General features: G+C 71.8%; 21 protein-coding genes. 10 read left to right on the top strand and 11 right to left on the bottom strand.

Annotated features, from left to right (window positions below):
- Positions 1–70 precede the first annotated feature (70 nt).
- Genes GAS53_RS00880 through GAS53_RS00870 form a run of 3 tightly spaced genes read right to left on the bottom strand, consistent with a single transcriptional unit; the run spans position 71 to position 2881 of the window.
- Entirely contained in the window at positions 71–604 is a 534-nt protein-coding gene (locus GAS53_RS00880) for a cupin domain-containing protein (protein WP_151475407.1), read from the bottom strand.
- Positions 601–1809, bottom strand: coding sequence for a cytochrome P450 (locus GAS53_RS00875; protein ID WP_151475539.1), 1209 nt, complete (start codon positions 1807–1809; stop codon positions 601–603). The genes GAS53_RS00880 and GAS53_RS00875 overlap by 4 nt, the downstream gene beginning before the upstream one ends.
- Positions 1810–1816: 7 nt before the next feature.
- On the bottom strand, positions 1817–2881 hold the full coding sequence (locus GAS53_RS00870; protein WP_151475406.1) for a type III polyketide synthase: 1065 nt from the start codon (positions 2879–2881) through the stop codon (positions 1817–1819).
- Positions 2882–3061: 180 nt separating this feature from the next.
- Here GAS53_RS00870 and GAS53_RS00865 point away from each other — a divergent pair, with 180 nt between their 5' ends.
- The gene (locus GAS53_RS00865; RefSeq protein WP_151475405.1) at positions 3062–3766 is read left to right on the top strand and encodes a transcriptional regulator; all 705 of its coding nucleotides are present in this window, start codon (positions 3062–3064) and stop codon (positions 3764–3766) included.
- A 9-nt stretch (positions 3767–3775) separates the two neighbouring features.
- Here the strand turns inward: GAS53_RS00865 and GAS53_RS00860 are convergent, their stop codons facing one another.
- From GAS53_RS00860 to GAS53_RS00840, 5 genes are all read right to left on the bottom strand, one after another.
- On the bottom strand, positions 3776–4015 hold the full coding sequence (locus GAS53_RS00860; RefSeq protein WP_151475404.1) for a DUF6213 family protein: 240 nt from the start codon (positions 4013–4015) through the stop codon (positions 3776–3778).
- A 25-nt stretch (positions 4016–4040) separates the two neighbouring features.
- Positions 4041–5426 carry an NADP-dependent succinic semialdehyde dehydrogenase gene (locus GAS53_RS00855; protein WP_151475403.1) on the bottom strand — a complete coding sequence of 462 codons (1386 nt, stop codon included), beginning with the start codon at positions 5424–5426 and terminating at the stop codon, positions 4041–4043.
- Between the two features lie 135 nt (positions 5427–5561).
- Positions 5562–6029: an NUDIX domain-containing protein gene (locus GAS53_RS00850; RefSeq protein ID WP_151475402.1), complete on the bottom strand. Its 468-nt coding sequence runs from the start codon at positions 6027–6029 to the stop codon at positions 5562–5564.
- Positions 6026–7573, bottom strand: a complete 1548-nt coding sequence (locus GAS53_RS00845) for an ATP-dependent DNA ligase (protein WP_151475401.1) — start codon at positions 7571–7573, stop codon at positions 6026–6028. The genes GAS53_RS00850 and GAS53_RS00845 overlap by 4 nt, the downstream gene beginning before the upstream one ends.
- Positions 7574–7602: 29 nt before the next feature.
- Entirely contained in the window at positions 7603–8559 is a 957-nt protein-coding gene (locus tag GAS53_RS00840; RefSeq protein WP_151475400.1) for an NAD(P)/FAD-dependent oxidoreductase, read from the bottom strand.
- A gap of 62 nt (positions 8560–8621) precedes the next feature.
- On the opposite strand from GAS53_RS00840, the gene GAS53_RS00835 reads away from it, so the two are divergent.
- The 6 genes from GAS53_RS00835 to GAS53_RS00810 all read left to right on the top strand — a co-directional run bounded on the left by GAS53_RS00835 (position 8622) and on the right by GAS53_RS00810 (position 14023).
- The gene (locus GAS53_RS00835) at positions 8622–9260 is read left to right on the top strand and encodes a helix-turn-helix domain-containing protein (protein ID WP_151475399.1); all 639 of its coding nucleotides are present in this window, start codon (positions 8622–8624) and stop codon (positions 9258–9260) included.
- A gap of 115 nt (positions 9261–9375) precedes the next feature.
- Positions 9376–10353, top strand: coding sequence for an NADPH:quinone oxidoreductase family protein (locus GAS53_RS00830; RefSeq protein ID WP_151475398.1), 978 nt, complete (start codon positions 9376–9378; stop codon positions 10351–10353).
- Positions 10350–11558: an acyl-CoA dehydrogenase family protein gene (locus GAS53_RS00825; protein ID WP_151475397.1), complete on the top strand. Its 1209-nt coding sequence runs from the start codon at positions 10350–10352 to the stop codon at positions 11556–11558. The genes GAS53_RS00830 and GAS53_RS00825 overlap by 4 nt, the downstream gene beginning before the upstream one ends.
- Positions 11555–12664 (top strand): acyl-CoA dehydrogenase family protein, encoded by a 1110-nt coding sequence (locus tag GAS53_RS00820; protein ID WP_151475396.1) that lies wholly within the window; start codon positions 11555–11557, stop codon positions 12662–12664. The genes GAS53_RS00825 and GAS53_RS00820 overlap by 4 nt, the downstream gene beginning before the upstream one ends.
- A 174-nt stretch (positions 12665–12838) precedes the next feature.
- Positions 12839–13705 (top strand): phosphatidylinositol-specific phospholipase C/glycerophosphodiester phosphodiesterase family protein, encoded by an 867-nt coding sequence (locus GAS53_RS00815; RefSeq protein ID WP_151475395.1) that lies wholly within the window; start codon positions 12839–12841, stop codon positions 13703–13705.
- 123 nt (positions 13706–13828) lie between these two features.
- Positions 13829–14023 carry a hypothetical protein gene (locus tag GAS53_RS00810; protein WP_151475394.1) on the top strand — a complete coding sequence of 65 codons (195 nt, stop codon included), beginning with the start codon at positions 13829–13831 and terminating at the stop codon, positions 14021–14023.
- 59 nt (positions 14024–14082) lie between these two features.
- Here GAS53_RS00810 and GAS53_RS00805 read toward each other — a convergent pair whose 3' ends face one another.
- Both GAS53_RS00805 and GAS53_RS00800 read right to left on the bottom strand, forming a co-directional pair.
- Positions 14083–15327 (bottom strand): phosphodiester glycosidase family protein, encoded by a 1245-nt coding sequence (locus GAS53_RS00805; RefSeq protein ID WP_192582884.1) that lies wholly within the window; start codon positions 15325–15327, stop codon positions 14083–14085.
- Between the two features lie 84 nt (positions 15328–15411).
- Positions 15412–15771, bottom strand: coding sequence for a DUF779 domain-containing protein (locus GAS53_RS00800; protein WP_151475393.1), 360 nt, complete (start codon positions 15769–15771; stop codon positions 15412–15414).
- A gap of 201 nt (positions 15772–15972) precedes the next feature.
- On the opposite strand from GAS53_RS00800, the gene GAS53_RS00795 reads away from it, so the two are divergent.
- A complete protein-coding gene (locus GAS53_RS00795) occupies positions 15973–17466 on the top strand; it encodes a glycoside hydrolase family 3 N-terminal domain-containing protein (RefSeq protein WP_225858639.1) in 1494 nt (497 codons plus the stop codon).
- 97 nt (positions 17467–17563) lie between these two features.
- Here GAS53_RS00795 and GAS53_RS00790 read toward each other — a convergent pair whose 3' ends face one another.
- Positions 17564–18823 carry a glycoside hydrolase 5 family protein gene (locus GAS53_RS00790; protein ID WP_151475391.1) on the bottom strand — a complete coding sequence of 420 codons (1260 nt, stop codon included), beginning with the start codon at positions 18821–18823 and terminating at the stop codon, positions 17564–17566.
- Positions 18824–18944: 121 nt separating this feature from the next.
- Between GAS53_RS00790 and GAS53_RS00785 the strand changes: the two genes are divergently transcribed.
- Positions 18945–20063, top strand: a complete 1119-nt coding sequence (locus GAS53_RS00785) for an N-acetylglucosamine kinase (protein WP_151475390.1) — start codon at positions 18945–18947, stop codon at positions 20061–20063.
- A 187-nt stretch (positions 20064–20250) separates the two neighbouring features.
- Positions 20251–22503, top strand: a complete 2253-nt coding sequence (locus GAS53_RS00780; protein ID WP_225858657.1) for a glycoside hydrolase family 3 N-terminal domain-containing protein — start codon at positions 20251–20253, stop codon at positions 22501–22503.

Here is a 22503-nt window from a genome sequence, read left to right as displayed (position 1 = left end):
GTGGCTGGTCGCGCCCACGCGGCGGAGCCGCATATCGATACAGCCCCGCGCCCCTTTGGGCCGGCTGCTCTCAGTGGTGTTTGAGTGGTGTGAGTTGCTTGATGTCGTACCTCGCCCGCAACTCCTCGATCGCCTCGTGGTCCGGTCGGCCGCCTGCGTCGAGGATCTCCAGTAGTTCCTCGAAATAGCGCTCGTGGTCCGGGGGCGGGGACGCCTGGAAGAACATCTTCGCCTCTTCGCCCGTCGGGTTGGCGAAAGCATGTGGGCACCCCGGCGGTACGACGATGACCGTGCCCGGGGTGGCCCGTACCACCCGGTTGCCCGAACTGGACTCCCACCGCTGCCAGTTGTCCGGCGTCCGCACCCGGGGCTCGAAGGCGAGCACGTCCAGCTCGCCTTCGAGCACGTAGAAGAGCTCCTCGCTGCGGGTGTGGACGTGTGCGCCGACGTCGAAGCCGGGCGGGACCACCACCTCGAAGCTGGACGCCGTCCTCGAGTGCGTGCCCGTCACCTTGAACGTCACGTGCTGGGCCGGCGTGCGGACCGTACGGCCGTGGCCGGGTGGGACCAGCAGACCCTCCGGCGGCGGCGTGAGCGCGGTCACCAGGTGACGGGCAAGGCCTCGGGCCCGCGGATCAGCGCGCCGCGCCGCCACGGCACCTCGTCCTCCGAGACCGACAGGCGCAGCGTCGGGATCCGGTCGAGGAGCGTGTTCACCATCAGCTCCGACTCCAGCCGGGCCAGCATGTTGCCCACGCAGTAGTGCGGGCCGTGGCCGAACGACACATGCGGGTTGGGGCTGCGCTCGAAGTCGATCCGGTCGGGGTCGGGGAAGACGTCCGGGTCGCGGTTGGCGGCCAGGTAGGAGACGTAGACCGGCTCGCCCTTCCGGATCCGTACGCCTCTGATCACCACGTCCTCCGTGGCGATGCGGGACAGGCCGACGGCGTTGCGGTGCGGGATGTAGCGCAGCAGCTCGTCGAGGGCCTGCGGGCGGAGCTGCGGTTCGGCGCGCAGGCGGTCGAAGAGCGCGGGCCGGGTGAGCAGGATGTAGAACATCTGGCCGGTGTTGTTGGTGACGGCCTCGCCGCCGATCTGGATCGGACCCGCGAGCGCCATCGCCTCCTCCTCGGTGATGTCGCCCCGGCCCACCGCCGCGCCCAGCAGCGAGGTCACGTCCTCGCCGGTGGCGCCGCGGCGCTCGGCGATCAGCTTGGCGAAGTACGCCTCCATGTCCCGCTTGGCCTGCTCGCTGACCGCGGCGCCCTGCGTGGAGGAGAGGATCGCCTGCGTCCAGGTGTGCAGGGTGTGCCGGTCGGCGTCCGGGACGCCCATCAGCTCGCAGATGACGGTGATCGGGAAGGGGGCCAGGACCCGGTCGATCAGGTCGGCGGGCGGGCCGTCCCGCAGCATGGCGTCGACCATCCCCTCGAGCGTCTTCTGGGCGTTCGCGCGCAGCCGCTCGACGCCGCGCGCCGTGAAGGCGGCGTTCACCGCCCTGCGCAGCCGGGCGTGGTCGGGTTTGTCGACGAAGTTCATCGCGCTCGGCTGAGGGATGAAGTGCGGGGCCAGCCGGGTGACTTGACGGCCGATCACCTCCGCGCGGCTGAACCGCGGGTCGTTCGTCACCAGCCGTACGTCGTCGTAGCGCGTGACCAGCCAGGCCCAGCCCTCGCCGTTGGGCAGCTGGATCCGGTTGATCGGTCCCTCGCGCATCAGCTCGGACAGGACGGGGTCGAAGTCGACCCCCGTCAGGTCCAGGGCCGGCCAGTGCCGTACCGGCGGTGCCGGTGTCGTCTCTTCGTTCATGGTCATGTCATGCCGTCTCTTTGCTCGTACGGTGCCAGCGGCCCAGTGCCATCTCTGCCGTGATCCCCGGCCCGAAGCCGGCGATCAGTCCGCGCGCCCGGTGGTGGGGACCGCCCTCCTCGAACAGCCGGCGCAGCGCGTCCAGGACGACGCCGCTGGCGATGTTCCCGTACTCGGTGAGCGTCGCCCGGCTGAACCGGAAGGCCTCCGGTGCCACTTGGAGGAACCTGCTGAGGTCGTCGAGGATCCGCGGACCCCCGGCGTGGATGATGTAGAAGTCCAGGTCGGAGGCGTCCCAGCCATGCTGTCCTGCCAGGTCCTGGAGGGCCGGGGCGAGCGGCTCCATCGTGGTCGGCACCCGCTTGTCCAGCATGAAGTGGAAGCCGGTGGCCCGGACGTCGTACATGATCCACTCCTCGGTCTTGGGGATCAGGTACGAGCCGTTGCGCTCCAGGTGAATGCCCTCGCCGCCGCGGCCGCGGACCACGGCCGCCGCGATCCCGTCTCCGAAGAGGCCGTTGGACAGCAGCGAGCCGACGTCGAGGTCGGTCGGCTGGTAGCACAGCGAGCAGAACTCGCAGGCCACGATGAGGGCGTTGGCCTCGGGGTACGCGGTGCAGAAGTCGTGCGCCCGGTTGATGGCCGCCCCGCCGGCCGCACAACCGAGCTGGGCTATGGGTATCTGGCGGGTGTCGCTGGTGAACTCCATCGAGTTGATCAGCCAGGCCGTCAGCGAGGGCATCATGAAGCCCGTGCACGAGACGTAGATGATCACATCGATGTCGGAGGCGAGGAGCTCCGCCTCGTCGAGGGCGCGCTGCACGACCGCCGGGACACGGGCCTTCGCCTCGGCCTTGTAGATCTTGTTGCGTGCCTCGAAACCAGGGTGCTTCAGGGTTTCCTCGATGGGCCGCACGATGTGCCGGGTGCATACACCGGTGTTCTCGATCAGCCGTAGCGCGAGCGGCAGTTGGGGGTGGCCCGGATGGCGGGAGCGCGCCAGTTCGAGCGTCTCTTCCATCGTGATCACGTACTCGGGAACGGACACCGCGGGTCTGCACAAAGTCGCCATGTGCCTGCGCCTTCTCTCGCCCGCCGGGGAACTCCCTCTCCTCGGCGGAAGGGTGGTTCCACCACGATCACCCCGAGCGGCGGGGATATCTCGTCGGACTACTCCAAACCGGGGAACGGCCGGATCGCGTGCGACCCTGGTCGAAGGGGCCTCGAGTCAGCCGAACCGAAGGAGTACGCGATGACGCGGACGGCCAGGGAACTGCTGGAGACCACCGTCGGAAAGCTCGCCCCGGACCCGCACGCCAACCGCCTGCTGCCGCTGATCGCCCGGGGCGCCGCACGGCGCGACACGCTCGCGGCCCTCGCCCTCGAGCAGCGCCAGGTGATCGCCGCGGACCGCCGGGCGTTCCTCCATCTGGCCGAACGGTCGGCCGGCAAAGGACCGGACACCGAGTCGGAGCCCGCCGGGCCCGAGTGCGCCGTCTTCTTCGGCCTGCTTGCGGAGGGTGAGGCCCTGGCCCAGGACCGGCTCGACGCGTACGCGGCCGCCTGCGGCGTGGACGCGTCGAGGGAGGCGGCGTACGAGCCGCTCGCCGACTGCCAGGCATACCCGGCCTATGTCGCCTGGCTCGCCCTGAACGGCTCACCGGCCGTGGTGGTGCTCGCGCTGAGTGCCAACTTCGCGGCGTGGGGCGGCTATTGCGCCGCGATCGCCGAGGCCCTGCGCGGCCACTACGGCTTCGACGACGGGGCCTGCGGTTTCTTCGACTTCTTCGCCGAGCCCTCGCCGGACCTCGACCAGAAAGCCCTGGCCGCCGTGCAGGCAGGGCTCGACGCCGGGCAGATCAACGAGGACGAGGTCCACCGGTACGGCCGCCTGCTGGCGAGCTACGAGGCGAATTTCTGGCACGCGCTGTGGGAACTGGACCAGAGGGTCCAGTAGCCGTGCGCGTCAGCCGGACGAGGTCCCACTACTGTGCGCGATGCACGCCACGTCGATACGGTCGGCAAGCTTGGCGAGTTCGATGGTCAACGTCGCCACCGTGTCCTCGTCCAGCCCGTCCTGTCCGGCTTCAACCAAATGCAGCCATCGCCCACCGACCGTACGCAACAACTTGCTCACATCGGCGGCAGCCACCTGCAACGTACCGCGGTCGTCGACGATCAGAGGCAGAGTCACTTCGCGGTTCACAGAGGGGATCGTAACTGCGGAACGCTCACGCTCCGTGCCATACCGTGGTGATGTTGCAGAACTCGCGGATTCCGTGTCCTGAGAGCTCGCGTCCGTAGCCGGACCGCTTGACCCCGCCGAACGGGAACGCCGGGTGGGACGCCGTCATCCCGTTGACGTAGACCCCGCCGGCCTCCAGATCGCGTACGAAGCGGTCGACCTCGGTCTCGTCGCGGGTCCAGACGTTGGAACTCAGCCCGAACGGTGTGTCGTTGGCGATGGCCACCGCCTCGTCGAGGTCGGCGGCGCGGTAGAGCGTGGCGACGGGCCCGAAGGCCTCCTCGTGGTGGATGCGCATCTCGGAGGTGATGTCGGCGAGGACGGTGGGCGGGTAGTACCAGCCGGGCCCGTCGGGGCGTTCGCCGCCGCACAGGACGGTCGCACCGCTCTCGACGGCGTCGTCGACGAGGTCCTCCAGGTCGCTGCGGCCCTGCTCGCTGGAGAGCGGGCCGACGTCCGTGTCCTCGTCCAGCGGGTCGCCCACCCTCAGGGCCTCCATGCCCGCCTTGAAACGCTCGGCGAAGGCGTCGAACACGTCGGTGTGCACGATGAACCGCTTGGCGGCGATGCACGACTGTCCGTTGTTCTGCACCCGGGCCGTCACCGCGGTCTTCGCCGCCCGGTCGACGTCCGCCGACGGCATCACCACGTACGGGTCGCTGCCGCCCAGTTCCAGGACCGTCTTCTTGACCTCGTCCCCGGCGGCCGAGGCGACCGCACGCCCGGCCGGTTCGCTGCCGGTCAGCGTGGCCGCCTTGACCCGCGGGTCGCGCAGGATGCCCTCGACCGCACCCGAGCCGATGAGCAGCGTCTGGAAGCAGCCCTCCGGATAGCCGGCCCGGCGGAACAGGTCCTCCAGATAGAGGGCGGTCTGCGGCACGTTCGAGGCGTGCTTGAGCAGGCCCACGTTGCCCGCCATCAGCGCGGGCGCGGCGAAGCGGATCACCTGCCAGAGCGGGAAGTTCCACGGCATGACGGCCAGGACCGGGCCGAGCGGGCGGTAGCGCACGAGGACCCGGGAGGCGCCGGAGTCCTGCGCCTGGGCCTGCGCCGCCTCCTCGTCAGTGAGGAGTTCCTCGGCGTGGTCGGCGTACCAGCGCATCGCCTTCGCACATTTCGCGGCCTCCGCGCGGGCCTGCTTGATCGGCTTGCCCATCTCGGTGGTCATCACGCGGGCGATGTCCTGCTGGTCCTTGTCGAGCAGGTCGGCGGCGTTGTGCAGGAGCCGGGAGCGCTCGGCGAACGAGGTGGTGCGGTGGGTGCGGAATGCGGCCTCGGCTGTTGCGAGCCGGTGCTCGATCTCCTCGGCGCCCAGGGCGTCGTAGGTCTTGAGCGTCTCGCCGTTCGCCGGGTTCACCGTTGCGATGGGCATAGCTGACCTCCGGTGCGGGATGTGTCTTCGACCCTCTCGCTTGGTGGGAAGCGCCGCAACGTCTGGTACTTAAAGTGCGGACCGTATGTGGCTGGGGCGCGCAGTTCCCCGCGCCCCTTACGGGGCGCGTCCCCCTCAGCCCCTCTGCTCTGCGAGGCGGTCCAGGAACGTTGTCTGGGCCTTGACCAGCAGGGGCCGTGCCCGGTCCAGGCTCAGCCATTCCACCCGGTCGAGCTCGGGGAACTCCTGGGCCTGGCCCGACCCCCGTGGCCACTCCATCGTGAACGTGCCCGGGACCACGGTCGCCACGTCGAGGTCTGCCTCGACGGCCCAGACCGTGACGATCTTGCCGTTCGTCTGTCTGACCTCGCCCAGGGGGACGGCCTCGCCGTCCGGCGGGGGCAGGCCCAGCTCTTCCTGGAACTCGCGGCGTGCCGCGTCCCAGGCCGGCTCGTCGGGCTCGTACTCGCCCTTCGGCACGGTCCAGGCGCCGGCGTCGCGCCGGGCGAAGAACGGGCCGCCCATGTGGCCCAGCAACACCTCGATGCCGTCGTCGGCGCGGCGGAACAGGAGCAGGCCCGCGCTGCGTTTCGCGGCGGTCACGGGGCTGCCTCCGGGTGTGCGGCGAGCAGGGTCTCGACGGTGTCGGCCTGCGCCGGGGTCTTGTCCTCGCGGTAGCGCACGACCCGGGCGAAGCGGAGGGTGACGCCCGCCGGGTAGCGCGTGGAGCGCTGCAAACCGTCGTAGGCGATCTCGACGACGAGCTCGGGGCGTACGGTCACGACCCAGCCGTTGTCCTCGACGGCGAGTTCCTGGAGCCGCTCGGTCTGCCAGGTCAGCATCGCGTCCGTCATGCCCTTGAAGGTCTTGCCCAGCATGGCGAAGGAGCCGTCCGGATTGCGCGCGCCCAGATGCAGGTTGGAGAGCTTGCCGGTGCGTCGCCCGTGGCCCCACTCGGCGGCCAGTACGACCAGGTCCAGGGTGTGTACGGGTTTGACCTTCAGCCAGGAGGCTCCGCGGCGGCCCGCGCTGTAGGGGGCGTCGAGGCCTTTCAGTACGACGCCCTCGTGGCCGCGCTTCAACGTGTCGATGAGGAACTGTTCGGCGGCGGCCCGTGCTTCCGCGTCCGCCGGGTCGGCCACGAGCGTGCGTCGTACGCGCATCGGCTCGGGCACCAGGCGGGCCAGCTCCGCGTGGCGGGCGGCGAACGGCAGGTCGAGCAGGTCGTGGCCGTCCACGGACAGCGCGTCGAAGAAGACGGGGGAGACGGGGACGGCCTCGGCGACCGTGGCGACGTCCACGCGCGAGCCCACACGACCGGCGATGTCCTGGAACGACCTCGGCCGCCCGTCCTCGTCGAACGCGATGACCTCGCCGTCGAGGATGAAGCGCTCGCCCTTCAACTCCCCTGCGGCTGAGGTGAGTTCGGGCAGCCGATCGGTGATGTCGTCCAGGGTGCGGGTGTAGAGGCGTACGTCGTCGCCGTCGCGGTGGATCTGGACTCGGATGCCGTCCAGCTTCTCCTCGACCGCGCAGGCGCCCAGCTTGTCGATCGCCTCGGCGACGGACGAGGCGCTGTGCGCGAGCATCGGCAGGACGGGGAGGCCGACGGTGAGCCGGAACTCGTCGAGGGCCGCCGGTCCGTCGGCGAGCAGTCGCCGCGCCACGGTCTGGAGCGAACCGGCCAGCATCACCGCCCGCCGTACGTCGGCGGAGGGCGCTCCGGTCGCCTGGGCGAGGCCCTCGACGGCGACGGCGTCGAGGGCGCCCTGCCGCACCTCACCGCTGAGCAGCCCGAGCAGGAACCGCTGCTCGGGCTCGGTGGCCGCGCCCATCAACTCCCCGACCAGCCGCGCCCGCTGCGCCTGGGAGCCGGTGCCGGAGACCTGGCCGAGCTCCGTGAGGCGCGCGTCCACGTCGCGCACGGTCAGCGTGGGCTCCGCGGCGGGCGGGACGGGTGCGCTGAGGATCTTCCAGCCGACACCGAGCCGCCCCTGGGGAAGGCGGCCCGCCAGATACGGGATGACGATCGGCACGTCGTCCGCCTCGGCGTCCCGGAAGAGCTCCGCGAGCAGAGCGATCTTCCGGGACCGCGCCGAGGTGGCGGCGACCTCCTGGGACACACGGGCGAGCCGGGTCAGCAGCATGCAGCCATGGTGCAACGGAGGAGTCCGGTCTACACCCGGACGGCCGCGTCGAGGTCCGCGAAGAGCAGCTCTCCGTTGATCGTGGCCGCCGCCCGGTAGCCGCCGCTCGCCGCGTTCACGACCTGCTCGCCGAAACCGATCGCGTTGCCCGCCGCCCAGACACCGGGCACGCTCGTCAGACCCGTCGCGTCGACCACCGGATACGTGCCGAAAGGTGTCTCCTGCAGCTCGGCGCCGAGCTGCTCAAGGAGGCCGGTGCGCGGGACGGCCCGGGGCGCGACGAACAGCACCGAGCGCTCGTGCGTCGTGCCGTCCGCGAGACGGATCCCGGTGAGCCGGTCGTCGTCGACGACCAGCCCCGCGACCTCGCCCGGCACCACGGAGACCCCGGCCGCCGCCAGCCTGCGCAGATCATCGTCCGAGAGTTCGTCCTCGGCGACCGTGTGCAGGAACAGGGTCACGTCCTTGGACCACTGGGAGACCATCAGCGCCTGGTGCACGCCCATCGGGGTCGTGGCGAGCACGCCGAAGGCCTGGTCCCGCACCTCCCAGCCGTGGCAGTACGGGCAGTGCAGCACATCCCGCCCGAAGCGCTCGGCGACACCCGGCACCGTCGGCAGTTCGTCCGCGAGGCCGGTGGCGACGAACAGCCGGCGCGCGTGCACCGTGCGCCCGGCTTCGAGCGTCACGTCGAACTCCCCGTCCGCGTCCCGGGCCACGTCCACCGCCCGGTCCCGGACGAGCTCGACGCCGTACCGCGCGATCTCCTCGCGCCCCACGGCGAGGAACTCGGCCGGTGACATCCCGTCCCGCGACAGATAGCCCTGCATGTGCGCGGCCGGCGCGTTGCGCGGCCGGCCCGCGTCGATCACGAGCACACTCCGTCGCGCCCGTCCCAGCACGAGCGCGGCGGACAGCCCGGCCGCGCCGCCTCCGACGACGACCACTTCGTATTCGTACCTCTCGGTCACGGTGACCACCTCCACCGAAAAGGTCGCGCGACCGCTGCCGTATTGACAAACCTCTTTGCCGAAACTGCAATACGGATATGAGCGAGCACGAGCAGCACCAGGAGCATGAGGAAACCGGCACCGGCACCGACACGGACGACGTCCTCGCGGAGGTCGGCCCGCGGCTGCGCCGCATCCGCAAGGAGCGCGGCGCCACCCTCGCGGGGCTCTCCACCGCGACCGGAATCTCCGTGAGCACCCTCTCCCGCTTGGAGTCCGGCCTGCGCAAACCCAGCCTGGAACTGCTGCTGCCCATCGCCCGCGCCCACCAGGTCCCCCTCGACGAACTCGTCGGAGCCCCGCCGGTGGGCGACCCGCGCATCCGTGCGGCCAAGCCCATCGTCCGCTACGGCCGCACGCACTGGCCCCTCACCCGCCAGCCCGGCGGCCTCCAGGCCTACAAGGTGCTCGAACCGCAGCGGACGATGGAGCCGGAGCCGCGGACGCACGAGGGCTACGAGTGGCTGTACGTGCTCTCCGGGCGGCTGCGCCTGGTGCTCGGCGAGCACGACGTCGTACTCGGCGCCGGGGAGGCCGCCGAGTTCGACACGCGCGTGCCCCACTGGTTCGGGTCGACGGGGGAGGGGCCGGTCGAGTTCCTGAGCCTCTTCGGACGGCAGGGGGAGCGGATGCACGTACGGGCGCGGCCGAAGCGGAGGAGTGGCGAAGACGACTGAGACCGACCGGTACAGGCTGTTCCCAGACGGGCAAGCGACCGCTTAGTATGCGATGGACCCCGGTCAGACGACCCCTGAGGCGAACCAAGCGAACACGGTCTTGTGGAGGCCCCGCATGCAGGCATGGCAAGTACACGAGAACGGCGAGCCGCGCGAGGTGATGCGGCTCCAGGACGTGGAGCCGCCCACGCCCGGTGACGGCCAGGTCCTGCTGAAGGTGCGCGCCGCCAACATCAACTTCCCGGATGTACTGATGTGCCGGGGCCACTACCAGGTCAGGCCGCCGCTGCCGTTCACGCCGGGCGTGGAGATCTGCGCGGAGACCGAGGACGGGCGCCGGGTGATCGCCAACCCCGCGCTGCCGTACGGCGGTTTCGCCGAGTACGCCGTCGCGGACGCCGCTGCCCTGCTGCCCGCGCCCGAGTCGCTGGACGACGCCGAGGCGGCCGCGCTGCACATCGGCTACCAGACAGGCTGGTTCGGCCTGCACCGCCGGGCTCGTCTGGAGGCCGGCGAGACGCTGCTCGTCCACGCTGCCGCAGGAGGGGTCGGCAGCGCGGCGGTGCAGCTCGGCAAGGCCGCGGGCGCCACGGTCATCGGCGTCGTCGGCGGCGCCGACAAGGCGGCCGTCGCCCGCGAGCTGGGCTGCGACGTGGTCGTCGACCGGCGCGCCGCGGACGTCGTCGCCGCCGTGAAGGAGGCCACCGGCGGCCGGGGCGCCGACGTCGTGTACGACCCGGTCGGCGGCGAGGCCTACACGCAGTCCGCCAAGGTCGTCGCCTTCGAGGGCCGCATCGTGGTCGTGGGCTTCGCCAGCGGCACCATCCCCAGCCCGGGTCTCAACCACGCGCTGGTGAAGAACTACTCGATCCTGGGCCTGCATTGGGGCCTCTACAACACCAAGGACCCGAAGCTGGTCCTGCACTGCCACGAGCAGCTGACCGAGTTGGCCGCCCGGGGTGCAATCAAGCCGCTCGTCAGCGAGCGCGTACCGCTGAGCGGGGCCGCCGACGCCGTCCAGCGGGTCGGCGACGGTGTCACCACGGGGCGTGTCGCCGTGGTGCCCTCCCTTGAGAACGGAGCAGCCGCATGACCGCCGCCGCGAGCACGAGCGGGGTACTCGACGCCGCCGAACTGCGCCGCCGCACCCGTGAGTTGCTGGAGGCACGCCCGCCTGCCGAGACCGACCGCCTCGACTTCCTCAAGGCCCGGTTCGACGCCGGCCTCGCCTGGGTGCACTACCCCGAGGGCCTCGGCGGGCTCGGTGCGCCGCGCTCTCTCCAGGGTGTTGTGGACGCGGAGCTGGAGGCCGCGGGCGCGCCCGACAACGACCCGCGGCGCATCGGTATCGGCCTCGGCATGGCCGCCCCGACGATCCTCCGCTTCGGTACCGAGGAGCAGAAGAGCCGCTTCCTCAGGCCCCTTTGGGCGGGTGACGAGGTCTGGTGCCAGCTGTTCAGCGAGCCGGGCGCGGGCTCCGACCTCGCGGCCCTCGGCACCCGGGCGGTGCGTGAAGGCGACGCCTGGGTGGTCAACGGCCAGAAGGTGTGGACGTCCAGCGCCCACCTCGCCCGCTGGGCCATCCTCATCGCACGCACCGACCCGGACCTGCCCAAGCACCGCGGCATCACGTACTTCATCTGCGACATGACCGACCCGGGCGTCGAGGTGCGGCCGCTGCGGCAGATCACCGGCGAGGCCGAGTTCAACGAGGTGTTCCTCACCGACGTCCGCATCCCCGACGCGCATCGCCTCGGCGAGATCGGCGACGGCTGGCGCGTCGCGCAGACCACGCTGATGAACGAGCGGGTCTCCATCGGCGGCATGCGCATACCGCGCGAGGGCGGCATGATCGGCCCGGTCTCTAAGACCTGGCGTGAGCGTCCCGATCTGCGCACTCATGACCTGCACCAGCGGCTCCTGAAGCTGTGGGTGGAGGCCGAGGTCGCCCGGCTCACCGGCGAACGCCTGCGCCAGCAGCTCGTCGCGGGCCAGCCGGGACCCGAAGGCTCCGGCATGAAGCTCGCGTTCGCCCGCCTCAACCAGGAGATCAGCGGCCTGGAGGTCGAACTGCTCGGCGAGGAAGGCCTGTTGTACGACGACTGGACGATGCGTCGCCCCGAACTCGTCGACTTCACGGGCCGCGACGCCGGCTACCGCTACCTCCGCTCCAAGGGCAACAGCATCGAGGGCGGGACCAGCGAGGTCCTGCTGAACATCGTCGCCGAACGCGTGCTGGGCCTGCCCTCCGAGCCGCGCACCGACAAGGACGTCGCCTGGAAGGACCTGGCCCGATGACGACGCGCACCCAGCCCGATCTCCTGTACTCGGAAGAGGAAGAGGCGCTGCGCGCCGCTGTCCGCGACCTCCTCACCGACCACTGCGACGCGCCGGGCGTCATAGCCCGCACGGAGTCGGATCAGCTGCACGATCCCGAGCTGTGGAAGGTCCTCGGCGACGGCATGGGTCTCGCGGGCCTCCTCGTCCCGGAGTCGCTGGGCGGCCAGGGCGCCACGCATCGCGAAGCCGCCGTCGTACTGGAGGAATTGGGCCGCGCCGTGGCCCCTGTCCCGTATCTGACGAGTGCCGTCGTCGCGACCGAGGCGCTGCTCGCGTGCGAGACCGACGAGGCCGCCGAGCTGCTCTCCGCGCTGGCGTCCGGCCGCACGATCGGCGCGCTCGCGGTGACGCTGGCCGCCGGGCCCGGGGCGCCCTTCACGTCCGTACGGCATGAAGAGGGCGCCCTGCACGGGGAGCTGACCGGCATCGCGGACGCGGCCGCCGCCGACGTGCTGCTCGTTCCGGCGGAGGACGGCGGTCTGTACGCCGTGGATGCCGACGCCGATGGTGTCACGGTCACCCCGCAGGTCTCCCTCGACCTGACCCGGCCGGTCGCCACGGTCACCCTCGTCGGAGCCCCCGCGCGCCGCCTCACCCCGGACGCCGCACCCGCCGTACGGCGTGCCCTGCGCGCCGGAGCCGGACTGCTCGCCTCCGAACAGTTCGGCCTCGCCGAGTGGTGCTTGACGGAGACGGTCCGCCATCTGAAGGAACGCAAGCAGTTCAACCGCCCCGTCGGCGGCTTCCAGGCGATCAAGCACCGGCTCGCCCAGCTGTGGCTGGAGGTCGTCAACACGCGCGCCGCGGCCCGCAACGCTGCCGACGCACTGGCCACCGCGAGCACGGACGCGGACGTGGCGGTCGCCGTCGCCCAGGCGTACGCGGCCCCGGTGGCGGTCCACGCCGCCGAGGAAGCCGTCCAGTTGCACGGCGGCATCGGCATGACCTGGGAGCACCCGGCCCACCTCTACCTCAAGCGGGCCAAGGCCGACTCGATCGCGTACGGCACGGCGGGCGGCCACCGCGAGGCACTGGCCGAACTGGTCGACCTCCGGGCACCCTGACGTACACCTGTGTGAAGCCCGCCCCACCTGGGGCGGGCTTTACTGTGTGCACCGCCCGGACGAAATGAACGCACAGCGGCAGTCCGGCCAACTCACCGCACGGGTCTGCTCCTTGAGACCGCTGGGACCGCATACTCGCTGAGGTCCCAATCGGCACTCTCAGGGAGGCAGAGCATGGCCCTCACCACCCGCCGCAGAGCCCTCACCATCCTCGGCGGCGCCCTCGCGGGTTCGATCGCCGTGCCCGCGCAGGCGCAGGCGAGCGAGGGCAAGCACCGGCCGCGCCCGCTGTGGCGCGCCCACGCGCACAACGACTACCTCCATCCCCGGCCCCTGTTCGACGCCCTCGACCACCGCTTCGGCAGCATCGAGGCCGACATCTTCCTCGTCGGGAACCAGCTCCTCGTCGCCCACGACCCCATCGACCTCGATCCGGCCCGCACGCTCGAATCCCTCTACCTCGACCCCCTCGCCGCCCGTGTGAAGGCCAACCACGGCTCGGTGTACCGGGGTCACCGCAGGCCGATCCAGCTGCTCATCGACATCAAGACCGAGGGCTCGTCGACGTACCTCGAACTCGACCGCCATCTGCGCCGCTACCGGCACCTGTTCACGACGTACGCCCACGGCCGGGTCTTCCCCGGCGCGGTCACCGCGGTGATCTCCGGCGACCGTGCGGCCCGGGTGCCGATGGAGGCGCAGACCGTGCGGCGCGCCTTCTACGACGGCCGGCTCCTCGACCTCCTGGCTCCCGTCCCGGCCCCGGCCTCCTTCATCCCGCTGGTCAGCGACAACTGGACGCTCAACTTCACCTGGCAGGGCGTCGGCACGTTCCCCGAGGCCGAGCGCCAGAAGCTGCGCGGGATCATCTCGGCGGCGCACTCCCGTGGGCACAAGGTCCGCTTCTGGGCCACTCCGGACCTGGCAGGCCCCGCCCGCGACGCGCTCTGGGGCGAACTCCTCGCCGCCGACGTCGACTACCTCAACACCGACGACCTCGCGGGACTCGAAGCGTTCCTCGACGCCCACGAGCGGGCGTAGCCCAGCGCTTTCACACGCAGTCAACACACGTTCGGCGGACACGTCAGCCGCCCGGACGAACCCCCCGCTACGCCACACTTGCGGCCGAAAGCCGCGGTGTGGGCGTGGCGGAGGAGGTTGACGATGGCCATTTCCATCTCTGTGGTCCTGCTGCTGGTGATCCTGGCGGTGGTCTTCTTGCGCAACGGCGCACTGAAGCTCTCGCACGCCGTGGTCTGTGTCCTGCTCGGCTTCTATCTCGCGAGTACGAGCATGGCGCCGACCATCCACAACGGGCTCACGGCGACCGCCGACATCGTCAGCAGCCTCAGGCCGTGAGCCCGCGGTGGGCCGTGAGCCCGCGTTGGTGAAGCGGGCGGGTCAACCCCGTGGGCGGGTCACGGACGCGAGAACACGCCGATCCCGTTGGGGACGGCCCGTTCGGCTCCGCCGCTGGGATGGTTGCGCACGGTCGCCGTCGTCGACCCCGGCTCCCGGGCGGTCAGCGTGCTGGAGCCGCCGCCGTCGAGGCTGAAGGCGTCCACGGAACCCAACTGCCGCATGGTGTCGGCCACTTCGGCGATGGTGAGGCCGCTGCGGAACTCGGCCGCCCCGTCCAGCGCGAGCAGCAACAGCCGTTCGCCGCCGTCCGAGATACCCGCCGCGGTGCGTACCGCCGAGGTGGCGTTGTCGAGACCCGCGAGCGGCTGACCGCCCCTCAGGACCGGGTAACCGCCGACCACGAACTGGTACGGGATCTTCGAAGCGGCCGCCACCAGCCGGTGCCGCACCACGACCCGCTCACCCAGGGACAGCTTCCGCAACTGCTGGGCGCCCGCCTCCCGGCCGACCAGAACCGTGGTGTCCGAAGCAATGGGTCCGCTGCCAGGAGTGTCGGCCGATGACACGACCTGGCCGTCCTGGACCGTCACCTCATAGGTGTCCGCACTACAGGGCGCGGCCCGATCGGTGTCCGTGCCACATGTGGCGCGCACCCGGGAGACGCTGCCCCAGTCCGAGGTGAACGCGCCGACGGAGCCGACGGGCAGCGCGTACTGGTTGAGCCCGCCGAGCGGAAGGCTTGTCTCGTCGGTGGCGACCGAACCGTCGAGGGCCAGACTGTCGAGGCGGGCCCGGCGGTCCGTGCCCACACCGAGCACGTCCTTGGTGCTCGTGCCGGGCGGCAGGGCGGGACCGAAGCGCTGGCCGTCCGGGACCGCCGCCTTGAGCGTGCGCCCGTTCGCGATCGCCGGCCCGACGGGCGCGCCGGTGGCCTCGACGCCCGGATGCTGGGTCTCGGTGATGTTGAAGAAGTCCCCGTTGACACCCGCGACGGCGCCCTGCGCGTCGGCCAGCCGCGAGACGGTGGCCCGGGCCGCCACCGCACCGGGCTGGAGCAGATCGACACTCACCCGGGGGTCACGGAGATCGACGCTGAGCACATGTGCGTGCGCCACACCCTTGGCGGCCGAAATGTCGAACTCGGTGTACTTCACGCCGGGCGCGAGCCGGCTGAAGCCCGGCGTGCCGCCGCTCGGTGCGCCGCTGGCCGGTGCCGCCCCCACCAGGGCGGCACCGGCCAGCGTGCTCCAAGCCGCAAAGACCGTCAGTGCGGTTCTGAGTCGTCCGGTGCGTCGTCTCACGCTGCCCCTGCTCTCTGTCCGCTGTCTTCTCAAATGGCCCAGGACACAGGGGAGTTCACCACAGAGCAGGTGGCGTGACGACGACTACGTGCCGACGAGACGCGAACGGGTCAGGAAACGTACCCCTTCGGGTGCCTCCAGCGAGAAACCGCTGCCCCTTCCCGGCACCACATCGACGATCAGCCGGGTGTGGCTCCACACCTCGTACTGGCTCCGCGACATCCAGAACGTCACCGGCTCGTCGACGCCCTCGACGGTCAGCGAGGCGAGCAGCACATCGGAGTCGCCGGTCCGGAACTCGCCCTCCGGGTAGCACATGGGCGCGCTGCCGTCGCAGCAGCCGCCGGACTGATGGAACATCAGCGGACCGTGGGCGGCCCGCAGTCGGCGCAGCAGATCGGCGGCAGCTGGGGTCAGCTCCACGCGCGGGGCGTCTGGGGGCACCGTGCATCACTCCTCATCGCTTCGGGGCGTACCGGATCAGGTCCTGACCGCTGCCGCGGACCATACCGAGCCGACGGATGCGCGTCAGGCCCGCCGGACGAAGATCGTTGTGATCGGCGCAGCCCACAGGGGGCTGGTTGATTGATTCACCTTGGGGTTATGTTTTGGTGGTTCGCATCATCCGACCGGAGGACAGTCGACGTGATCCACACCGTGCCCGCCGCGTACGAGGGTCCCGGGCTGCCCGTCGACCTGGACGAGGCGGCCCACCGCTGCCTCGTCGCGGGCTTCGACGGCACCGCGAGCGTCCCCCACACCCTGAAGCGGCTCATCGACCGAGGCCTCGGCGGAGTCATCCTCTTCACGCGCAACGTGCGCGACGCCGAGCAGGTACGCCGGCTCACCGACGAGCTGCGGGCGATACGCCCCGACCTGCTCGTGGCCATCGACAACGAGGGCGGCGGCATCGGCCACCTGGTGAGCGCGGGCGCCCCCGACGTCCCAGGCAACTTCGCGTTGGGTGTCGTCGACGACACCGAGCTGACCGGCCGCTGCGCCGACGCGCTGGCCGGACACCTCGCCACCCTCGGCATCACCGCCTCGTACGCCCCGGTCGCCGACCTCCAGCACCACCCGGACAACCCGATCGTGCGCACCCGCTCCTTCGGCGCCGATCCCGAGCTCGTCGCCCGCCACCTGCGCGCCTGGATCACCGCCACCGAGGCGCGCGGCATCGCCTCCTGCGCCAAGCACTTCCCCGGGCACGGCGGGACCGTGACCGACAGCCACCACGACACGGCCGTCGACCCGCGCCCGTACGAGGCACTCCTGCCCGACCTCGACGCGTTCCGCGCCGCCATCGCCGCGGGTGTGCCGATGCTCATGAGCGCCCACGTCGTCTTCCCGGCGCTCGACGCCAACCGTCCGGCCACGCTGAGCCGCCGCATCCTGCGCGATCTGCTCCGCGACGAGCTCGGCTTCGAAGGGGTCCTGGTCAGCGACGCGCTGGAGATGAAGGCGATCGCCGACCGCTACGGCGAGGCGGCCGGGGCCCGGATCGCCCTCGCCGCGGGAGCCGACCAGGTCATCGTCGCCGTACCGGACCTGGAGACCACGCTCGCCTGCCGGGATGCGGTACTGGGCGCGCTGCGCACCGGCGCCCTGCCGGAGGAGCGCGTACGGGAAGCCGCGGGGCGCGTCCGCCGGCTCGCCGAGCGGTACGCGACTCCGGCCGGTCCCGGCACGATCGCCGGGTGGGACGCCGAGGCCGGGCCGGAGGCGGCCCGCCGGGCCGTGCGCGCCCGGCCCGCGCGGCGCCCCGTGTCCGGTGCCCACGTTGTCGACCTGTTCCCGCCGCCGCACCCCGCGCTCAACTGGGGCGGCGAGGACCTGCTCACCGAGGTGCGCGCCGTCGACCCCACGGCGTCGGGGACAGCGGTCACCGGGGAGCCGGCGGACCCGGAGGCCCTCGTCGCCGGGATCCTGCGCTGGGCCGAGGGCCGCCCGCTGATCGTCGCCACGTACGACGCCGGGCTGCACCCCTGGCAGGCCCGCCTCCGCGAGGCGCTCCTGGCACGGCGGCCGGATGCCGTCCGGGTCTCCACCGGGTTGCCGGAGGACGGGGACCACGTCTGCTCGTACGGGCGCGGCCGCGTCAACCTGCGGGCGGCGGCGGAGGCGCTGGCGGGCTCGTAGTCGCTCACCGGCACGCTCCCTGTCGCGCTCCGGCACTCTCCGGCGCGTTCACGCCTTCCGCGGTCCGTCGAAGTCACGTCTTCCGTGCCCGGCGTGTTCACGGATTCCGTACGAGCTCCGTGATCCCCCGGGCCGCGAGGTACGCGGTGTCGTCAGCCCGCGAGGCCAGGACCACCGCCGGGCGGACGCCCTGGTCGCGCAGCCGCATCCATGCCTCGAAGTACGAGCCTCCGGGACCCGACACCGATCGGGTGGCGGGCGTGCAGTCCAGGACCAGGGCCGTCTCGCGCGGCTGTCCGGGCCGGGGCTTGGCGCGCACTTCGGCGATGGCGTCGGCGAACGCCGTGGCGATCGGCTTGGTGCGGCCGGCGGAGTCGAAGAGGCCCAGGGTGTACTCCAGTTCCGGGTAGTCGGCCAGGGAGCGGTCCAGGTCGTGGGAGCACCACCAGGTCACGCCCCACATCCCCGTGCACTCGGCCGAGTTCAGCACGGTCGCGCGGGCGAACTCCGGTGCGTCGGCGGCCGGGATGTGCGGCTCGGGCGCGCCGGTCTCCTGGACCCAGACCGGCCGGGTCGCGTCCTCGGCGTATGCCTTGGCGAGCTCCACTCCGTACTCGGCGAGGTGCAGGACCTGCGGGGAGCGGGGGCCGTAGCGGCGCGCGCAGTCGCCCGAGAAGACCCACGGGTGGACGGTGGTCAGGTCGCCCTTGCGCGCGGACGCCTCGGGGGTGAACGGGTGATCGTCGCCGTACCAGGCCGCGTCGTACGCGGAGTGCGTGACCAGGCGGCCGGGCGCGGCGGCGGACAGGCCGTCCCGGGCGGCGGCGAGCAGCGTGTCGAGGTAGTGGTCCACCTCCTCGACCGTCACCGGGTTGTGTTCGACCAGGTTGTTGAGCTCGTTGCCGAGCTGGAGCCCGATGAGGTTGGGGCGGTCGGCCAGGGCGCGGCCCAGGGTGCGCAGCAGTTCCGCCTGTGCCTCGATGGCTTCGGCGTCGGTGAACACGTTGCGGTGGTGCCAGGTGCGCGTCCACTCCGGGTAGAAGTCGAAGCTCGACAGGTGACCCTGCACTCCGTCCACGAGGACGTCGAGACCGGCCTCTGCCGCCAGATCGACCAGCCGCACCAGCTGATCGACGGCGGCGGTGCGGATGAGCGTGCGGTTGGGCTGCAGGAGCGGCCAGAGGTGGAAGACGCGGACGTGGTCGAGGCCGAGTCCGGCTATCTGGGCGAGGTCCTCGCGGGCGTGGGCCGGATCGAAGTCGTGCCAGGAGTGGAACCAGCCGCGGCGGGGCGTGTAGTTCACGCCGAAGTGGGGCGCGGGCGCGGTGGACGCGGCAGATGCGGGGGGAGTGCTGATGGGGTCCTCCTCGGAGTTCCGACCCGGGCGGTGGAATCGGGGTATTCGGGGATGGGAAATCCTGTTCCGACGCGCGGTCGGGGCTTGTCCTGCGCGAATGTATCAACCACCATGGTCGCCAATGAACAATGATTTGAACCAGGATCCAGGTCGGGATCTCGTAGTGGGCCTCGACGCCGGAGGAACCCGCACCCGTGCCGTCCTGGCGACCGCCGAGGACGGACGCGTGCTCGGCGAGGGTGCCGCCGGACCGGGCAATGCCCTGACCGTCCCGGTTCCGCAGCTCACCGACCACCTCGCCGAGGCCATCGCCCGGGCGGTGCCGGAACGGGCCCGCGCGAGGGTCGTCGCCGTGGCCGGCGGTTTCGCGGGCGCCGCGGAGACCTCCCCGGAAGAACCCGGACGCCTCAACGCCCTGGCCGCGCTCACCGCCGCGCTGCGGCGCCTGGGCATCGCGGCACACTCGATCGGCGTCAGCAGCGACATCGAAGCGACGTTCGCCTCCGCACCCGGTACCCCGGCCGACGGCCTGGCCCTGGTGGCCGGCACCGGCGCGGTCGCGATGCGCATCAGCGACCGCCGCTGCGTGGTGACCGTCGACGGCGACGGCTGGCTGCTCGGAGACGACGGCAGTGGCTTCTGGATCGGCCGCAGCGCGGTACGGGCGGCGCTGCGCATGGCGGACGGGCGCGGCGGGCCGACCGCGCTGGCCGATGCTGTCGGGCGGGCGGTGGGAGTGCCGACCGAGGTACTGCCGAACGGCGGCGCGGCAGGCTTGAACGGCACCAGCGGCACCAGCAGCACCAACAGCAGCGCCGACAGCACCGAAGCCACCTGCGAGCGGCCGCGTGCCGACGCGGAGTGGTCGCGTGAGCACCGCGAGGCCTACCGCATGCATCTGCTGCCCGCCGTCATGGCCGATCCGCCGATCCGCCTCGCCCGCCTCGCGCCGCTGGTGGCCGAGGCCGCCCGGGACAAGGACGCCGTCGCGGAGGCGATCCTCGAAGAGGCGGCGGATCACCTGCTGGACACCATCCGCGCCCTCGATCCCCGCCCGGGCGAGCGGATCGTCGCCACCGGTGGGCTGCTCGGCCCCGAAGGTCCCCTGACGGTTCCCCTCAGCGGTCGCCTCCAGACCCTGGGCCTGACGCTCGACTGGGTGGCCGACGGCTGCCGCGGCGCCGTGGCCCTCGCCCGGCTCGGGTACGGCCGCTCGGCACCCTCAGCCCCGTCCACCTGACGGTCACGCCCCCGCAACCGCCCGCGAGAACACCACGGAAGGAACCGGCCGCATGCCGACCCCGGAACACGCGGCCGCCAGGGCCGAGCAGACACCCGACGCTTCCACGAGCCACACCGCGCAGAGCCCCCTCTACCTGGACCCGGACGCCGCCGTCGACGCCCGTGTCGCCGATCTGCTCGCCCGTATGACGCCGCGGGAAAAGGTGGGCCAGCTCAACCAGCGGATGTACGGCTGGGACGCCTACCGCCGCACACCGGACGGCTTCGAGCTCACCGAGGCGCTGTATGCCGAGACCGAGCGCTTCGCCGGTCTCGGCGCCCTGTACGGACTGCTGCGCGCCGACGCCTGGTCCGGGGTCGACCACTCCACCGGAGCCGGCGCTGCCGACGGCGCCGCGCTCGCCGACCTGGTGCAGCGCCATGTCATGGACCGCAGCCGCCTCGGCATCCCGGCGCTCCTCGTCGAGGAGGTCCCGCACGGCCTCATGGCCCTGGACGGCACGGTCCTGCCGGTCAACCTCGCCGTCGGAGCCACCTGGAATCCCGAGCTGTACGAGTGCGCTGCCGCCCACGCCGCGGCCGAACTCCGGGCCCGCGGCGGCCATGTCGCCCTCGTCTCCGCCCTCGACCTCGCGCGCGACCCCCGCTGGGGCCGTACCGAGGAGTGCTTCGGCGAGGACCCGTACCTGGCCGCCCGCCTCACCGAGGCCCTCGTACGGGGCATGCAGGGTGAACTCGGTTGTGCGGACGGGCAGTTCGCCGACGACAAGGCCGCCGTGGTGCTCAAGCACTTCGCCGGACAGGGCGCGACCGTCGGCGGCCGCAACTCCGCGGAGTCCGAACTCGGCCCACGGGAACTCCACGAGATCCACCTTCCCGCCGCCCGGGCCGGAGTCCGAGCGGGAGCCGCCGCCGTCATGGCCGCGTACAACGAGGTCGACGGCGCCCCCTGCGCCGGGAACCGCGCTCTCCTCGACGGGCTGCTGCGCCGCCGCTGGGGCTTCCAGGGGCTGGTCATGGCGGACGGCCTGGCCGTGGACCGGCTGGCCCGTATCACCGGCGACACGGTCTCGGCGGGCGCCCTCGCCCTCAACTCGGGCGTCGACCTCAGCCTGTGGGACGACGGCTTCACGCATCTGGAGGAGGCCGTCGAACGTGGTCTCGTGCGCGAGGACGTCCTCGACGCGGCCGTCGCGCGGGTGCTGCGCCTGAAGTTCCGCCTCGGTCTGTTCGAACGGCCTTGTGCCGAAGACCGGTTGGCTGCCACATCGTCCGCACCGTCCGCACCGTCCGCGGATCGTGGCCGGGAGCTGAGCACCGCCCTCGCCCGAGGCGCGGTCACCCTCCTCCACGACAACGGCGGCGTCCTGCCCGTCCGGCCCGCGGTCGCCCGCATCGCCGTCCTTGGCCCGCACGCCGCCACCACCGCCCACCAACTCGGCGACTACACCGCCCCGCAGCGCCCCGGCACCGGTGCGAGCGTCCTCGACGGGCTGCGACGGCTCGCCCCGCCCGGAACGGAAGTCCGTCATGCGCGCGGCTGCGCCCTCACCGGCGACGACCTCTCGGGCGTCCCCGAGGCCATTGCCCTGGCCGCCTCCTCCGACCTCGCCGTTCTGGCACTCGGCGGCAGCAGCGCCCGTACGCCCGAGACCGACTTCGCCGCCAACGGTGCCGCAGTGACCGCCGTTTCCGAGATGACCTGCGGAGAGGGCGTCGACCTCGCCGGACTGCGGCTCGGCAAGGCCCAACACGCCCTGCTGGACGCCGTCATGGCGACCGGCACCCCCACTGTGGTGGTCCTGGTGCAGGGGCGCCCGCACGCCGTCCCGGAGGCGGCGGACCGCGCCGCGGCGCTGCTCACGGCCTGGTACCCGGGCCCGTGGGGCGGCGACGCGATCGCCGAGGTCCTCCTCGGACTCGCCGAGCCCGTCGGCCGGCTTCCCGTCTCCGTCCCTCGGTCGGCGGCGCAACTGCCCGTCTACTACAACCACAAGGACACCGAGTACGGGGCTTACGTCGACGAAAGCGCCGAGCCGCTCTACTCCTTCGGGCACGGGCTGTCGTACACGCGCTTCGCGTACGGCGGCCCCAGGCTCTCCCAGGACACCCTCAACACCCGTACAGAAGCGGTGACTTGTGAGGTCGACGTCACCAACACGGGGGAGCGGAGCGGGCGTACCGTCGTCCAGCTCTACATCCGGCGGCTGCGCACGCCCGTCTGGCCGCGCACCCTCGAACTGCGCGCCTTCCGGAGTGTGGAACTCGCTCCCGGAGAGAGTCGCACGATCGCCATTCCGCTCGGAGCCGACCAACTCGCGCAGGTCGGCGCCGACTTGGAGACGGCCGTGCTGCCCGGCACCCTGGAGATCCGTGTCGCGGAATCGGCTCGGGCCGCGCTGAGCGCCGTACCGGCCGTGCTGCGGATTGCGGGTTGA

The sequence above is a fragment of the Streptomyces albicerus genome, assembly GCF_008905045.1.
Lineage (GTDB): Bacteria > Actinomycetota > Actinomycetes > Streptomycetales > Streptomycetaceae > Streptomyces > Streptomyces albicerus.
The sequence above is the reverse complement of the archived record's forward strand: the minus strand, read 5'-3'. Positions and strand labels throughout refer to the sequence as shown.